The following is a 16,270-nucleotide window of genomic DNA, read 5'->3' on the forward strand; positions in this document are numbered from 1 at the left end:
CAACTTACTTTATAAGTATAACTTAAAATATTAAGTATTATTATGGATAAAACTCTTTTACCTTATTTCAAAACTCTTCTTCATATATATTATTTTTTGGAATATATGTTGGAAATAAATTTTGGGCAGCGATTTTAAAGTTTTCAGCTGCTGGTGAATCTTTAGTTGCAGAATCAGTAGCAGATATAGAATATAACATTTGTCAAAATATATTTCACTTTGTTTCTTGGGTAATAGTGCTTTCCTTACCATCAGCTCTTATATACTTAGAGAAATCTGTCTTAAGACTAGCATTACCACTAATGTTTCATGAATGAATTAAATTACTAATTTCTGGAACTCAGCCTTCGTTTTTATTAATTAAAAAACTAAAATCTAAATTTTGTAAAAGGTTTAGGAAATAAATAGGAGCAGAGTAAGTAAATGTAGCAATATTATTATTCGTAGTGTAATGTAATCCACCATTAGATACTCAACCTGCAGCCAATTGATTATTAGTTGCAGTACTTAAGAAACCATTAGCACCAAAATTAGGATCAATTTCACTAATAGTTGAGGCATTACCGCTTGTTAATTGAGTAAAAAAATCAGAATTTAAAGTTTTTCCTTTTCCTGAATCATCATCTTTAACAATTGATTCTCACTTTGGAGGTTCAGAAGGACTACTATTTCATTTTTTATCAATGCTTTGCGCATTTGCTAAATCAGTAGTAAAGTTTCAATTTACATTATAGTTACTCTTTTGTCAACCAGTAGTATCTTGTAATTGACTTATGTAAAGATTATTTGTTTGTGTTGAAATTATAGGTTTACCTGCTTCATTATCTTTAATATCAATAATATTGTCTAAAATATAAGACATTGTAAATAAAGTTTGATTTAATGCTGGTAAAATTTCATATTGATAATATTGTTGATAACGAAAACGTAATCATCATTGGAAACGTTTTAAATATTTTGAATAAGTTGGAATATCAGTACCAGAAAGACTTTTTTGTGTTTTATTAATACCAGCACTACTATTTCATTTTTTAGCATCATTTGGTAATAATTTACCAATTTCATTACTATAATTGTCATCTGGATGTTTAGCAATGGCAGCTAATTGTTCATCAAAAGCAGCATCTTTATCACCATAATCTTTATATAAACTATCAGGAGTAAATATTTGATCAGGATCATTAACTTTACCAGTATCTTTATTTTTTTCTTTATAAAAATCTACATTTTGATAATTAAATTTACTTGTACCATCCTGATGTCAACTTTGATTTTGAAATAATAACTCATTATTATCTGCTGCTGATACTTTATCTAGTGAATTGGCTGTATTAATACCACTTAAGTACTTTTGAGTTAATAAACTTAATCCTAAATCATCTTTAAGTTTTATAAAAGCTTTATTGGCTTCTCCCATTATTGCAGTAGTACCATCTGCATTTTTTGTGTCTTCACTATAATGAAGTTTCTTATGAAAAAATTCATAAAATTTTTGCTGAGCAATTGTTCCTTCAACATCTTTTAAAATAAAATCAAGACCTTGTGAATAAGTATTCTTAAACTGAGCAGAAATCGTTTCATTAAAATTTACTCCTAAAAAATTAAATAATACACGATTTTTATAATCATCAGGAATTTTACCACTAGGTAAATTACTCATATCACGTTCATTATCACAAGCAACTAATAATAATACAGGGCCAGATAAAAGAGTAACTGAAGTTAATAATGGTAAAATCTTTTTTCTCTTTTTCATTTTTTATACCTCCCGTCTAAGAACTAATGATACTTGGATCATATCATCATAATGTTCGTTTCCCAACAACATCTAGATAATTAGCAATATTAGTATCCATACGAGCAACTGGTGCATCTTGTGTAAAGCCATCTCATGTATTATTAGTTTTTATAATATTATCCTTAAATGTTGCATTAATATTAATACCTTGTCTATTGTTTCAACGATTTTCTTTAGTTTTATCAAATCAACTTTTCATTTTTTCAACAAAGCTATTAATTTTCGTATCAGTTGGATCAAGAGGACTTGAACCAAATATATCCTGTAAATTTCAATGAATTAAACTCGAGTTATTATTAAAGTATAAATTATAATCTCATCAAGTTGCATCACCAAGGCTACCAGTACCTCCAGTAAAGGCTGTTAATGCATCATTTAAATTAAAAGTAAGAGTTGTATTTGGAGTATATTTTTGTAGTAAAAAACCAGTTTGTAAATAATCAAGATAAGGAGAATCAGATAATCCACCTGGACGCTCAGATAACGGTGCTAAGTCTTTTCACTGATAAGTATCTTTTCTATGATTTTTAAATGTTTTAATTATATTATAAGTTGATTGATCGCTTTTAGGTTTGTCTTGCTGTTGATATGTGATACCTGGCGTTTGAATAAAATGAATACCACCAGTATCAATAAAAATGCCAACTCCAGGTCCATTATTAACTGCAGCATCAGGAAGTTGTGGTCCTTTTATATCTTTCATATAAACTAAATCATTATATTGGCTAGTACCATCTTTACCTTTATCTTTAATAGTATCACGGTCTATATAAGGAATTAAGTCATCTAAACCCTTTTCCTTGTCATTTGGTGAAGTAAATTGTGTTAATTTATATGGTTGAATACCATCAACATTTTTACCAACACCTTCAGCACTAGTTACATAACGATATAAGTAATAATAAAAAGGACTATTCTCTTGTGAAGATTTAGTAATATTCATTAATCCTAAATCACCAGTTTTAGTAACATCAGTAGTAGCGGCCCCTTTTTCTTCAGTGAATGTTTGATCAAAACCATTAGTTCTAATATTCTTTAAAATTTCATTAATTTTAGTTTTATTTTGAGAAAACTGAGAAGCACTAATCTTTTCTTGTAAAGGTTTAGCATTAGAATCAAAAGGAATAACAATTTGACGAGTTCAAATTAATTCTTGATTTCTTAACATTACTTTAGCTATTTTAGATTGATTATCACTTAATAAGCCATCAATAGTATTGTATGAATCTATTTCATAATTACTATCATTTTTATCATCACTAGTTTTTACAACAGGAAGACTAATATTAACACCAGTTCATGTTTTAGCAGCTTTAACAGCATCATCTAATTGTTTAAAATCGGTAAGATCAGGATTTAAACTATTGGCATTAGCAACAACTCAAATTTTGCTAGAATATTTACCAGCATCAGTAATACTTGTTTTACCATTAATGTACTGTTTTACACTATCATAAGTACGATTTGGATTGTTTTCACTCTTTACTTGTTCTCATAAATCCTTTAATCAAATATTAATTTCATTTTGATTGTAGTATTTATAATCCTTATAATTACTAGTAACATAACTACGTTGAATAATACCTAAAGCACTCTTTTTTAAAATATTATCAATGTAAGTATTAACATCATCATCGCCCAATACTTTCTTTCATTGTTTTTCTCATGAACGACCATATTTTGCTTGTAATGATTTTATTTTATTTTCCATCTCAGATTCAGCTGCTGTCAAAGCAGCAAGATAATCATCTTTATATTCTGGAGTATTTTTTAAAATTGAAAGATTAATATATTGATTAATATCAGTATATAATGTTTTACCTCATCCACTATTGGGATTATTTAATAAGTAATTAAAAAAGGTGTCAGTCGTAGTACTTGTATCTATAAAAGCACTATTTCAGTCGAAAACATTAGTTGTGCCTCTTTCATTTGAATTATTACAAGCTATAATAGACATAGTTGATGTTGATGATAACGTGAAAGCTGCAACTAAGGCAAGAATATTGCGCACTTTATTCACTCCTTTTAATTAAATCTATAGCAAAAAAAGATTTTTTAATTTATTTTACTAAGATATCTTAACATAAAATTTATATTTAAGGGATAGTTTTTTCTAATTAATTTTAAAATGAAATAACTAATTACCAATTATTTATTTTAAAAAATTTAAAATATTAATTTTTTAAAATATTATTACTTTATAGTGCACAACTAATATTTTATTCATTTTTTAATTTTAAGAAAATTAGCACAAAATTAAGTGTATAATCATTAGTATAAGTATATTATATTTGGTGTAATGATATAGGAGTAAATATGAATAAAAAAATAAACATTAATGATAATACCTTTAAAACTGATTTTCCCTTTTTTAAAAATAATCCTGATTTAGTTTATTTAGATACAGCGGCTTCTTCACTAAAACCACAAATAGTTATTGATGCTGTTAGGGATTATTATGAAAAATATTGTATTAATCCACATAGTCAAGATTATCAACTTGCTGTTAAGGGAAATGATATATTTGAAGATACTAGAAAAACAATTAGTAAATTTATTAATAGTAACGAAAACGAAATAGTTTTTTGTCCTTCAGCAACTTTTGCTTATAATCAAATTGCTTTTGGCTTAGAAAAATATTTACAAGAAAATGATGAAATTTTATTAACCACTTTAGAACATAGCTCATTACTCTTACCATTTTATCGTTTGATACAAACTAAAAAAATTAAAATAAAATTTATTGAAACAAATAAACAAGGAGTCATTACTGTTGAAAATTTAAAAAAACTTTTAACACCTAAAACCAGAATAGTTGCTTTTGCAAATATTAATAATTCTTTAACAATAGAAAATGATACTGAAACATTAACTAATTTTATTAAAGAATATGGTAAAAAAAATGTTAAAAGTGATAATTGAATTTTTAAAAATATTTTAGTAATAATAGATGGTGCACAATCAATAGGACATATAAAAACCGATGTTAAAAATTGAAATATTGATTTTTTTGGATTTTCTGGTCATAAAGTTTTTGGTCCAACTGGAATCGGTGTCTTTTGAGGAAAAAACGAATGATTAAATATGCTAGATCCACTAATATTGGGTGGAGGCATGAATGGTGATATTTATGAAAATGGTAAATTTAACTTATTAGATAGTCCTTATCGTTTTGAAGGTGGAACACAAAATATTGCGGGTGTATTTGGGCTAGGTGCAGCTATTAAGTATTTATTAAACATTGGTATTGAAAATATTAGAAATCATGAAATTTTACTAAAAAAATACGCAATTGAACAATTAACAGCACAGTTAGGAAATAACATTGAAATTTATAATATTGATGGCAATAGTAGTAGCATAATATTTAATATTAAAAAAGTATTTGCACAAGATGTTGCTAATTTTTTAGGAACACAAAATATATGCGTCCGCAGTGGAACTTATTGTGCTAAATTATTACCTAATATAATTAACGCTGAAGTAACAATTCGTCTTAGTTTTTACATATACAATTGCAAAAAAGATATTGACTTATTAGTAATAGCTTTAAAAAAAGGGATTAATGAAGGAGGAGATTTTTTAAATGAATTCTTTTAATAACAATCAAGACTATTATCGCAAACTAATTGTTGAACACTATAGTAATCCAAAAAATAAAGGTTTTAAAAATTTACCAAATAGTTTGACATATCATCAAAACAATGAATCATGTGTTGATAATTTTCATGTTGAAATTTCTATCAAAAATAAAGTTATTAATAGAGCACGCTTTACTGGAATTGGGTGTGCTATTTCAACTGCAGCAACCGATCTTTTTTGTATTTTAATTGAAGGTAAAACAATATCACAAATAAAAGAAATTATTATTAATTATCAAGCAATGTTATCAGAAAAGCAATTTAATGATAAAATAATTGAAAATATGCTTGCTTTTAAAAATGTACCAAGACAACGTAATCGAATTAAATGTGCCCTTATTGGTATTAATGGTATTAATAAAATAATTGAGAAAGAATGTGAAAAAAATGGAAATGGAAATTAAGGATAAAATTAGTTTAAGAACCATTTATTTAAAAAAATTAAAAAATGTTTCTAAAAATAATTATCAAAAGTGAAATAAAATTATTTTGAATAAATTTAATGAATCACATTATTTTAAACAAAATAATGTATTTGCTCTTTATAATTCCTTACCATATGAAGTAGAAACTAAAGAAATTATTGAATTATTATGAAAAAATCTAAAACAAGTTTGTTTACCAAGAATGAATGGTGAGCATTTGGAATTTTACTTTATTAATAGTTGAAACGATATCGTATTTGATAATGATTTTAAAATTGGACAACCAAGTTTAAATTGCCAAAAAGTTATAGGAAGTCAAATTGATTGTATGTTAGTACCATTGATTGCTTTTGATAAAGATTATTATCGTATTGGTTATGGTAAAGGTTTTTACGATCGTTATTTATCTAAAAATAAATTTAACTTTAGTAAAATAGGACTTGGTTTTGCTATTCAAAAAATTCCTTATATAATTAATCACGATAATTGAGATATACCATTAGACTATATTTTTACTAATTAATATTTTAATCTAAAAATTAAATACACTAATCAATAGACTTCTTGCAAAACTATGATATTAATCACATTTTTTAAGTTTAAAAATTTATTTTAATAACACTTTTAATATTTTTTAAAAATTATTGTTCAAAATATGTTTTATTTTTTGTCATTAAAATACAACAAAAATTATTATTTCAAATAAAAAAATAAAATATTAAATTATCAAATATATTTAAATTAATAATTGTAAATTATAAATTGAAGCTATTAAATTAAATCTTAATGCAAATTTTTTTCTTCTATTTCGATATTTTTCACTAATAATTTTAAATTTTTTAAGAATCGCAAAAACATGTTCAATAACAACTCTCATTTTTGAAATAGCCTTATTATTTTTCTTTTCTTCTTTAGTTAAAGGGTTTTTCTTTGATTTTCGTTTAGGTAATAAGACATTTTTATGTATGTTTTGTATACCTTGATATCCTAAATCTACTAAAATAGTTGTTTCTGATAAAAATTTCGTTTTTGAATTTTTTAAAATTTTAAAATCATGATTTTTACCATAAGAAAAATAAGAACTTATAATTTTTTTACTATCTTTTTCAATTATGACTTGAGTTTTTATTGTATGTTTTTTCTTTTTTCCTGAATAATATTGTTTTTGACTTTTTTTGGGCGTTGAATAGTACTTTCAGTCACATCAATGATAACTGTTTTATCTTTAAAATTATTATTTAACAGTAATTTTTGCCCATCAAGTTGTTGAAAATCAGGATGTTTTATTAAAGTATTTTCTATTCACTTGATATTCCTATAGCAACTACTTTCACTAATTCCATAACTTTTAGCAATATGAAAATAAGTTCGATACTCTCTTCAATATTCTAAAGTCATTAATAAACGATTTTCTAATGATAATTTATTAGGTGTACCACCATTTTTAAACTTTTTTACTTCTTCTGTCTTTAAAATTTCTAGAATTTTATTAAAAATAATATCATTTATACCAGTTAATCTTAATAATTCTGGATTGTTAATAGTTTTTAATTTATCAAACATCATAGATTACCTATCTTTTTTATTTTTAATTTTATTTTAAAAATTTAATTTTTAATAGATAGGTTTTGCAAGAAGTCTATTCAATAGTTCTGTTTTTTCTTAGAATTTGATATAGAAATTCTGTTTTCATTGTTCCAAATCAAGATTCAGTAGCACCATTATCACAAGAATTACCTCTTCTAGACATCGAAATTTTTATTTTTAATTCGTCACATAAGGTTTTATAAGAAGGATTTGTATAATGAAATCCTTGGTCTGATTGTAAAATTCATGAAGTAGGTTTTTGAGCATTAACTCAAGCTTGAATAATGTTTTGGACAACAAATGTCATATCTAAACTTGCGCTTATTTTATAATCTAATATTTCATTATTATGAAAATCTTTAACAATTGATAAATAATATGTTTTACCATTAGTCAATAAATAAGTTATATCAGTACCTAATTTTTGATTTAAATCAGTAGTTGAAAAATCACGATTTAATAAATTATCATATCTTAAACTTCCTGATTTAGTTTTATAATCAAATTTCTTTATGCGAACCTTAGCTTTTAAACCCATATTTCTCATATATCTATATACAACATGAAATTTTAATTTTAAATTATAAATTTTGTTAATTAATAAAGTTATCATTTTATAACCATAAATTTCTTTAAATTCATAAAAAATATTTTTAATTATATTAGCTAAAAATTTATCTCATTTATTAAATTCATTTATTCCGTTTTTAATTCATTTGTAATATCCTGATTTTGAAACCTTTAAAAATCAACATAAATAACTAATCTGATATTTTTTCTTCAAGGAGAAAATCAGAAAATATTTCTTCTTTTTTGTCGATTTTTCTAAATACTTTTTTATATCGTTCATTACCTCAATATATTCAATTAATTCTTGTTTTGTCATTTCATTAAAATTTAAAGATTTGGTTCGACCTGTTCTTTTGGTTTTTTTAGCACGAATTCCATTGCCATATTCTAAACCTTCTTCACCTAATAATTTGTATGCTTTAATTCATTCTTTTATTGATGATCGGCCAATACCATATTCTAATGCAGTTTTATCAATCGTTTTAATTTTACTTATTTTTATTATTTTTAACTTTTCTTCTTTTGATAGTCATTTAGCCATAAAAAAAATTAACACCTTCCTTAAAGTATTTTTAACACAAAGGTTACAATTCTGTGTCTACTTTATTCTAGATGTTCAGTTCCTCTCATCTTAAAAATTTTCCGTAGAGGTGCATTAAAAAAAATCAAGGGAACTTTTCTAGAAGAATTACTTGAAAAATCAGGATTATTATAATAAATCCTAATATTTTTAATAATATTTATAAAATAAAAGACATATTCCGTAATTAAATTTTTTAAAAGTCAATTAATAATTTTAAAATTTATTTTATAATTTTGTTATTAACAATAAATTTAGAAAAGTGTTGATAAAAATGATTTTTGAAAATTTAAAAAAATTAAAAAATGAAGAATTTTATAGATATTTTGGTATAAAACGTTTTCATTTTAATGAAATGTTAGAAAAATTAATTGAAATAGAAAAATTAGAAAAAAATAAAGGTCGAAAAAATAAACTTTCAGTAGAAGAAAGATTAATGATGACTTTATTATACTGAAAAGAATATTATACTTTTTTTCAAATGAGTATTAAATCTAAAATGAGCCCATCAAGTTGTTTTCGAAATATTACTTGAGTAGAAAATAAACTTAGTAACCACAAAGATTACCAATTTTTAAAAGAAAGATATAAATTAAAAATTGATAAAAAACAAGAAAATTCAAATGAATTTCAATTTTATTTAATTGATTCAACTGAGATTGAAATTGAAAGACCAACTAAAAAAAACTACAGTTAGAATATTTTTCTGGTAAAAGTTGAATGTATTCTATAAAATTTCAAATTGTATATGATTTTTTTAATAAAAAAATTGTTGATATTTTTGCTGATAATGGTAAAGTGCATGATTTTCAAATATTAAAAAATTCAAATCTTGAATTTTCAGAAAAAACAATAATTATTGGTGATTTAGGATATCAAGGTATACAAAATATTTATAAAAATACAATAATACCAATTAAAAGAACTAAAAATAAAAAATTAACTAAACAAGAAAGAAAATACAATAAGATTGTATCTAAAATTAGAATTAAAGTTGAACATGTCTTTGCTTGATTGAAAAGATTCAAAATTTTAGTAAATAAATGTAGAAAATCTAAATTTAGACTTATGTACTTAAGATTTAACTTACTTTGTGAAATTTTTAATAAAATAAAACCATTAAAATAAAAAAAATATTAAAAATATTTTTTTAAAATTTAAATTTTTATCGAGTTAATATAAAAATATTATTAACAATTTTTTGTTTAAAATGTAAACTCATTTTTTAAACTATTTTTTCAAAAAATATTTATTTCTATATTCAATAACACTAAATAGTTTTAAAACAATTTTATTGACAATTAATTAAATTTAATTACGGAATATGTCGAAAATATCTATATTAACTTACCATTTTAAGTATAAAATAAAGAAAAATATTAAAAAAAATTAGTAATATTGTTACAAGTAACATTCATTTCTTTAAAAATAAAGAAATTGCTAACAAATTTAATATTTTAATAATCTTTAAATTTAAAATCAATTAATAATTTCTCATTCTAATGTTTAAAAATTCATAAAATTAATAATATTAATTTTAACTTCAAGATTAAATATAATGTTATAATGTTTTTATGTATTATTAAATTATACAAAAGAAAGAGGAATTAACTTATTATGAGTACAATTATTAAAAATGAAGAAAATGAATCAAATGTTCAACAATTTCAAGTTGGTGACATTATTACCGTAACTCCAACTGGAATAAAGGAATTTGGAGTTTTTTGTAAGTGTCCAAATGGATTTTCTGGTTTAATTCACATTAGTCGTATTACCCCTAAATTTGTTAAAAATGTTAGTGATTATTTTACAATTGGTACATCAGTTAAAGCAGAAATAACAGGTATTGATCATACTAAACAACAATTAAGTTTAAGTACAAAAGAACAAGGATTAGTTGCAAAGAATAATTCTTCAATTGAAGAAAATGGTAAAGGATTTGCACCAATAAGAGAAACTGTTGATAATTGATTTAAAAAAGAAGAAAATAATTAAAATACTATTTTTCTTCCAAATAATAAAAAATATTGCCATTAAATAGCAATATTTTTTATTTTTTTCTTGCAATCTAAAATTTTTACAACTATATTTTTATTATAAATATTAAATAGTATTATTACGAATTAATATTTTAATTTTAAATACTATAAGGAGGTTATAGAATAGTGATAAAAACTAATTTAAAGTTTACTAATTTAGATATGAAAGAATTATCAACTTTATATCAAGAAAAAGTAACGGTGATTAACGCTGAACTGGAAAGTAATGCTAAAAATGAAGATGGTTGATTAGGATGAATTGATTTTCCATTTGCATACCAAAAAGACATTACTTTTCAAGAGTCTTGAAAACGAATGAAAACTCTAGCATTGAAACTACAAAAAGAAATACAAGTTTTAGTAGTAATTGGTATTGGTGGATCATACTTAGGTGCTAGAGCAGGAATTGATATGGTGCAAGGTTTATTTAATAATATGGCTCCTGTTAAAGTAATTTATATGGGTAATACCATGAGTTCAACTTATGTTCACCAAGTTTTATCATATTTAAAAGATAAAGAATTTGCCATTAATGTTATTTCTAAATCAGGAACTACTACTGAACCAGCAATTGCCTTTCGTTTGTTAAAAGAACTATTAATTAAACAAAAGAAAAATAAGAATATTGTTAATAACAGAATTATCGCTACTACTGATAAAACAAGAGGAGTACTCCATGATTTGGCAAAAGAAGAAGGATATGAAAGCTTTGTTATTCCCGATAATATCGGTGGTAGATACTCTGTTTTAACTCCTGTTGGTATTTTTCCGATGATGGTAGCAGGAATTAACTGTGAAGAAATTATTGCTGGTGCGCAATTAGCAGCAAAAGAATGTAAAAGTGATAAAATTGATGTTAATGATGCCTATTTATATGCAGTTTCTCGCTATCATTTACATAAAACTAATAATAAAGCAGTTGAAATTTTAGTAAGCTATGAATTACAAATGCAAATGTTATGTGAATGATGAAAACAATTATTTGGTGAGTCAGAAGGTAAGGATGGCAAAGGATTATTACCAGCTAGTGTTGTTTTTTCAACTGATTTACATTCAATGGGCGAATTTATTCAAGAAGGTTCAAAAATGTTTTTTGAAACAGTAATAAAAATCAAAAAACCTAATAAAGATATCAAAATTCCACTTGATAAAGAAAACAATGATCAATTAAACTATTTAACAAAACATTCTTTACATGAAATTAATAATATTGCCTTACAAGGAACTATTGAAGCTCATAGTGATGAAATAGTAGGAAAAACACCAAATATTTTATTAGAATGGGATACAATGGATGGCAAAATGTTTGGTTATGCTAGTTATTTCTTTATGAAGGCTTGTGCTGTTAGTGCAAAATTATTAGGTGTTGACCCATTTAACCAACCTGGTGTTGAAGTATACAAAAAGAAAATGTTTACATTATTAGGTAAAAAATAATTTCCTAATAATAAATTTAATAAAACATTAAAATATAGTTATATAAAAACCATTCTGAAAAGAATGGTTTTTATATAACTTACTTAGTTGTTCTTCACTTATTAATTTACAATATTATATTATGACATTTTTTTGTAAATAATAATCTAAATAAATGTAATTATAAGTTAAGTTGTATTTTAAATGATGGTAAATGATATATACCAGTGCTAGTTGATGGTGCATTTATAAAATCAAATTGATTTATTTCATTTACCATTTTTTGTTCTTGTTCTTTAATTAAAAAACTTTCTACTATATGCTTAGTTATTTGCTCTTGAATAGAATATTGTGCTTTTTTTTCAGAAAAACCTTGATTAATACATTCAATAAAAATGAAAGATAATTTTTCATTTATTTCATTATTCTTAATAATCTCTTGATAAACATCATTAAATTCATTATTTAATAATTTTATATTTAATATTGATAAATCTTCATAACTCATATTTCTAAAATTTAAATTAAATTCAAATTTTTCAAAAATATTTATTATTAATTGCTGATTTTCAAATTCTTGATACTCGCTTTCTGATTGAATTACTTTACTAGCCATCTTTTAATCTTCCTTTTCTAATATTTTAATTTAATAAAACCTAATATAGAATAATTTCTATATTAGGTATAAACATTTATTAAATTATTTTATCATTTTATCATAATTTCTATTCTAAATATAAAAATTATTAAATAATATGTATAAAAATTTATTATTTATATAAATTTATTTTATTTAAAATTCTACTTTAATTAAATAACATCCTTAACAATAGTAATGCCATTTTTAAGCATTGAATATCATGCATATTGATTTAAAATATGAGCTGGATGCTCTGGTTGATCATAAGTATTTGTCATTGTCATTGGAACAATAACATTTACTTCTTTATTGTGCTGATTAAATCAAGTTTTACAACTAATAGCAAATTGATAAATACAAATATCAGTACAACAACCAACAATAATAATGTTATCCCATTGTAAATTTGGCTTAAAATCAAAAGCAAAAAAACCATTAGTACTATTTTTTTTAATAATCTTAATATTGTCAAATTTTAATTCTTCTACTAACTCTGATTCAATAGTATTTTCCAAACAATGACTAGGAAAAGTATGAAATTCGGGACTATGTTCATTATGAGCATCATTAAAAGCAATAACTTTAGTTTCATTAGTATTTACTTTTGCTAATAAATTTTTAATTGGTTTAATAATTGAATTAATATTGGGTGAAAATAAATTTCCTTTTTTAGCAAAGCCATTAACCATATCAACAATAAATATAATATTATGACCTTTTAAAGTTTTAAAATTTAAATTAACTGTTTTATCCAAAGTTTTATTTATAATTTCAATAAATGAATCATTATTTTTCATTATTCACCTCTATTTTTTAAAAATTAATCGTTTAATAATAAATCAAATTATACTACAGCCAGAACAAATTGGCATTAAGAAAATAGTAAAAATAATTCCTACTTTTAAAAAGAAAATATCTATTGTTATTCCCTGACTACTTTGATAGGTTAAACTATCAATTACACCATTTATATAAATAAAATTAAATCCATTAAAAATGTTTTCTATTTTAATACTTAATAACATAATTAACCCTAATAACAAAAATATAAAACCAGAAAAAAATAAAATAGTAATTATTTTTTCATCAAGAGGTAATTTTTTTCATCAATTTTTAGTTATCATTATTATCACCTATTTTTTTTAATTATATCATTGTTATATTACTGCTATAAAATAAATAAAAAAATTCTTACTTTAATGTGAAAAATAAGAATTTTTTAAAATTAATAAATTGCTATTTTTATTTTTTTACTACTTTTAAATAACAACTGTATCCAAAAATAATAAGACTTGTAAAAAATAATTAAAAATAAAATAATTTTACATTATCTTTAAAAAATAATTGTAAATGTGAAAAATATCTATTATAATGATTAAGGTTTTTTAAGAATAAATAATTCTAATAAAACAATAAATAAGGAGTATTAGCTCAGCTGGGAGAGCAATTGCCTTACAAGCAATAGGTCGGCGGTTCAAGTCCGTCATACTCCACCATTTACCTGCTGATGTGGCTCAATCCGGCAGAGCAACGGTTTTGTAAACCGTAGGTTGCAGGTTCGATTCCTGTCATCAGCACCATTATTATTTATGGAGGGGTAGCAAAGTGGCCAACTGCACCTGGCTGTAAACCAGATCTCTTCGAGTTCGGGGGTTCGACTCCCTCCCCCTCCACCATATTACTTATTGGGGTGTAGCCAAGCGGTAAGGCAACGGCCTTTGACGCCGTCATGCGTTGGTTCAAATCCAACCACCTCAGCCATATATTTTATTAATTTGTCCTCGTAGCTCAGCGGTAGAGCACTCGGCTTTTAACCGAGGTGTCGCAAGTTCGATCCTTGCCGGGGACACCATTTGATGCCCAGGTGGTGAAATGGCAGACACGTCGGGCTTAAGATCCGATGACTTTTACAGGTTGTGCGAGTTCGAGTCTCGCTCTGGGCACCATTTTATATATTTATTAATGACGAGGAAGTATTCCTCATTTTTTATAAGCAAGTAAACTATATTTTGCCCAGATGGCGAAATGGCAGACGCAGTAGACTCAAAATCTACCGAGAAATCATGCGGGTTCGAGTCCCGCTCTGGGCACCACTAATATTAAATTACTAGTATAAAAAGGTATTGTTTTAAGAATACCTTTTTATTTTTATAATATTAAATATTATTAAACTGATAATCGACGTTCTAAAAATTGTTGTTTAACAGGCAAACGTTCTTCAGAATTTAATGCTGCTGTATTAAGTGGTTTAGGATCAGCTATTTCAACAACATGAGAAGTTGACATGACTGATTGTGTTTCCTCTCCATTATTAATTTTTTCTGGATTAAAAGGTTTATTTAATAATGGATTATTATCATCACTATCTTCAGAACTTGATGATGATGGTGAAGATGTACTGCTAGAAATATTTTCATAATTATCTTCCTCATCAAAATCATTAACATCCGCACATCAATTTTCATATAATTCCATTCCAGTATTTACTAATAAACCATTACCAACTATTGCAAGACCAGCTATTGTTTCTCAAAAAGCCGTTGATCTTTTTTTATAAAATGGTTGATCATCATCATTATTATTTGGATTACTTAATTCATGATATGCAAAAAGACTAACACCAGTAATTGCACTAGCAATAGTTATTGGTGCTAATAAACTTGCAGCTGTATTACCTATTTTTTGTCATATATTACGTTGTTGATTTATTGCATTTTCTTCATTATTAGGTGCACAACATTCTGATATTTTTTTACTAATTGTCACTATATGATTTAAACTTGAAGCTGCTGCTGTAATAAAAGCATATGTAACAGGTAATGTATCTGGATTGAGTGTTGGTCAGTTAAGTAAAGCTACTGCTAGTGGTAATAATGGTGCTGTTGCAAAACTTTCTACTGTTAATAAATTATTAATCCTTACATTATTAATATTTCAATATCTTAATATTAAATTAGTTAACGAAATTTTTGAATTAATTGCTCCTTCCCCCATAAAACATAATGCTGGTGCTAGTGATAATACTCCATCTTGATATAATAAATAGTTACCCCCAGTTACCATTCAATTACCAAGAGTAAGTAACACATCTCTTATAGTAGATACTACCCTATTTCTATCATTAGTTGATATTAAATCATTTGATAATAATTGTTCTGTAGAAGAATAACTTCTTGCTGGTGATGAATCCATATTTTTCATCCTTTCTAAAAAATAATTTAAAGTAATAAAATTAATATAAAAACACCCATATTAAGAATTACAATGCTTAAATATGAGCTAAACTCTAGTCTTTATTTATTACTTGTTGTATTATAACCCTATATTAAATAAATGAAAGTAATATAATCATTAATATTGAAATTATGAAAAATAATTTTAATAACTTAAATAATTAAATTAATAATATTAAAAATAAATTTTTATTATTTCCTTATATAAGGAGGAGTTTTATTTTTTAATATTACTTTTTTAAAGTTTACTTAAAAACCTTGTTTTTTCTTATTAGACTTCTTGCAAAACCTATCTATTAAAAATTTAATTTTTAAAATAAAATTAAAAATAAAAAAGA

15 protein-coding genes and 7 tRNA genes are annotated in these 16,270 nt (G+C 24.3%); 14 read left to right on the forward strand and 8 right to left on the reverse strand.

The window, feature by feature from the left end:
- Positions 1-40: 40 nt before the first annotated feature.
- Complete coding sequence (locus AACL24_RS11305) at positions 41-1,756, reverse strand: hypothetical protein (RefSeq protein WP_339046809.1); 1,716 nt, start codon at positions 1,754-1,756, stop codon at positions 41-43.
- A gap of 16 nt (positions 1,757-1,772) precedes the next feature.
- Positions 1,773-3,812 carry a hypothetical protein gene (locus AACL24_RS11310; RefSeq protein ID WP_339046810.1) on the reverse strand — a complete coding sequence of 680 codons (2,040 nt, stop codon included), beginning with the start codon at positions 3,810-3,812 and terminating at the stop codon, positions 1,773-1,775.
- Positions 3,813-4,117: 305 nt separating this feature from the next.
- Between AACL24_RS11310 and AACL24_RS11315 the strand changes: the two genes are divergently transcribed.
- From AACL24_RS11315 to AACL24_RS11325, 3 genes are read left to right on the forward strand one after another with little or no spacing between them, the layout of a single operon-like run.
- Complete coding sequence (locus tag AACL24_RS11315) at positions 4,118-5,401, forward strand: aminotransferase class V-fold PLP-dependent enzyme (protein ID WP_339046811.1); 1,284 nt, start codon at positions 4,118-4,120, stop codon at positions 5,399-5,401.
- The gene (gene sufU / locus AACL24_RS11320; protein WP_339046812.1) at positions 5,388-5,846 is read left to right on the forward strand and encodes a Fe-S cluster assembly sulfur transfer protein SufU; all 459 of its coding nucleotides are present in this window, start codon (positions 5,388-5,390) and stop codon (positions 5,844-5,846) included. The genes AACL24_RS11315 and sufU overlap by 14 nt, the downstream gene beginning before the upstream one ends.
- Positions 5,830-6,390, forward strand: coding sequence for a 5-formyltetrahydrofolate cyclo-ligase (locus tag AACL24_RS11325; RefSeq protein WP_339046813.1), 561 nt, complete (start codon positions 5,830-5,832; stop codon positions 6,388-6,390). Before sufU ends, AACL24_RS11325 begins: the two co-directional genes overlap by 17 nt.
- Positions 6,391-6,603: 213 nt before the next feature.
- Here the strand turns inward: AACL24_RS11325 and AACL24_RS11330 are convergent.
- Both AACL24_RS11330 and AACL24_RS11335 read right to left on the reverse strand, forming a co-directional pair.
- Positions 6,604-7,433 (reverse strand): IS5 family transposase gene (locus AACL24_RS11330; protein WP_339046814.1). Its coding sequence is split into 2 segments (ribosomal slippage): positions 6,604-7,037 and positions 7,037-7,433, totalling 831 coding nucleotides; the frame shifts between segments, so codons are not numbered across the junction.
- A gap of 73 nt (positions 7,434-7,506) precedes the next feature.
- Positions 7,507-8,565 carry an IS3 family transposase gene (locus AACL24_RS11335; RefSeq protein WP_339046815.1) on the reverse strand — a complete coding sequence of 353 codons (1,059 nt, stop codon included), beginning with the start codon at positions 8,563-8,565 and terminating at the stop codon, positions 7,507-7,509.
- 313 nt (positions 8,566-8,878) lie between these two features.
- Here AACL24_RS11335 and AACL24_RS11340 point away from each other — a divergent pair, with 313 nt between their 5' ends.
- The 4 genes from AACL24_RS11340 (at position 8,879) to AACL24_RS11355 (ending at position 12,080) form a co-directional block, all read left to right on the forward strand.
- Positions 8,879-9,301 carry a transposase family protein gene (locus tag AACL24_RS11340; protein ID WP_339045912.1) on the forward strand — a complete coding sequence of 141 codons (423 nt, stop codon included), beginning with the start codon at positions 8,879-8,881 and terminating at the stop codon, positions 9,299-9,301.
- A gap of 23 nt (positions 9,302-9,324) precedes the next feature.
- Positions 9,325-9,732 carry a transposase family protein gene (locus tag AACL24_RS11345; RefSeq protein ID WP_339045908.1) on the forward strand — a complete coding sequence of 136 codons (408 nt, stop codon included), beginning with the start codon at positions 9,325-9,327 and terminating at the stop codon, positions 9,730-9,732.
- Positions 9,733-10,221: 489 nt separating this feature from the next.
- Entirely contained in the window at positions 10,222-10,599 is a 378-nt protein-coding gene (locus tag AACL24_RS11350) for a S1 RNA-binding domain-containing protein (RefSeq protein ID WP_252318945.1), read from the forward strand.
- A 170-nt stretch (positions 10,600-10,769) separates the two neighbouring features.
- Positions 10,770-12,080 carry a glucose-6-phosphate isomerase gene (locus AACL24_RS11355; RefSeq protein WP_339046816.1) on the forward strand — a complete coding sequence of 437 codons (1,311 nt, stop codon included), beginning with the start codon at positions 10,770-10,772 and terminating at the stop codon, positions 12,078-12,080.
- Positions 12,081-12,240: 160 nt separating this feature from the next.
- Here AACL24_RS11355 and AACL24_RS11360 read toward each other — a convergent pair whose 3' ends face one another.
- The 3 genes from AACL24_RS11360 to AACL24_RS11370 all read right to left on the reverse strand — a co-directional run bounded on the left by AACL24_RS11360 (position 12,241) and on the right by AACL24_RS11370 (position 13,823).
- Positions 12,241-12,675: a hypothetical protein gene (locus AACL24_RS11360; RefSeq protein WP_339046817.1), complete on the reverse strand. Its 435-nt coding sequence runs from the start codon at positions 12,673-12,675 to the stop codon at positions 12,241-12,243.
- A gap of 194 nt (positions 12,676-12,869) precedes the next feature.
- A complete protein-coding gene (locus AACL24_RS11365) occupies positions 12,870-13,496 on the reverse strand; it encodes an isochorismatase family cysteine hydrolase (RefSeq protein WP_252318952.1) in 627 nt (208 codons plus the stop codon).
- 9 nt (positions 13,497-13,505) lie between these two features.
- Complete coding sequence (locus AACL24_RS11370; RefSeq protein ID WP_252318954.1) at positions 13,506-13,823, reverse strand: hypothetical protein; 318 nt, start codon at positions 13,821-13,823, stop codon at positions 13,506-13,508.
- Positions 13,824-14,119: 296 nt separating this feature from the next.
- On the opposite strand from AACL24_RS11370, the gene AACL24_RS11375 reads away from it, so the two are divergent.
- The 7 genes from AACL24_RS11375 (at position 14,120) to AACL24_RS11405 (ending at position 14,792) form a co-directional block, all read left to right on the forward strand.
- Positions 14,120-14,195, forward strand: a tRNA-Val gene (locus AACL24_RS11375).
- Between the two features lie 7 nt (positions 14,196-14,202).
- A tRNA-Thr gene (locus tag AACL24_RS11380) sits at positions 14,203-14,279 on the forward strand.
- A gap of 11 nt (positions 14,280-14,290) precedes the next feature.
- Positions 14,291-14,375 (forward strand) — tRNA-Tyr (locus AACL24_RS11385).
- A 10-nt stretch (positions 14,376-14,385) separates the two neighbouring features.
- Positions 14,386-14,460, forward strand: a tRNA-Gln gene (locus AACL24_RS11390).
- A 16-nt stretch (positions 14,461-14,476) separates the two neighbouring features.
- Positions 14,477-14,551, forward strand: a tRNA-Lys gene (locus tag AACL24_RS11395).
- Positions 14,552-14,557: 6 nt separating this feature from the next.
- Positions 14,558-14,645: transfer RNA gene (locus AACL24_RS11400), tRNA-Leu, on the forward strand.
- Positions 14,646-14,710: 65 nt separating this feature from the next.
- Positions 14,711-14,792: transfer RNA gene (locus AACL24_RS11405), tRNA-Leu, on the forward strand.
- A gap of 73 nt (positions 14,793-14,865) precedes the next feature.
- On the opposite strand, the gene AACL24_RS11410 is transcribed toward AACL24_RS11405, so the two are convergent.
- On the reverse strand, positions 14,866-15,891 hold the full coding sequence (locus AACL24_RS11410; protein WP_339046818.1) for a hypothetical protein: 1,026 nt from the start codon (positions 15,889-15,891) through the stop codon (positions 14,866-14,868).
- Positions 15,892-16,270 lie beyond the last annotated feature (379 nt).

The sequence above is a fragment of the Spiroplasma endosymbiont of Colias croceus genome (genome assembly GCF_964020095.1).
GTDB lineage: Bacteria > Bacillota_I > Bacilli_A > Mycoplasmatales > VBWQ01 > Spiroplasma_E.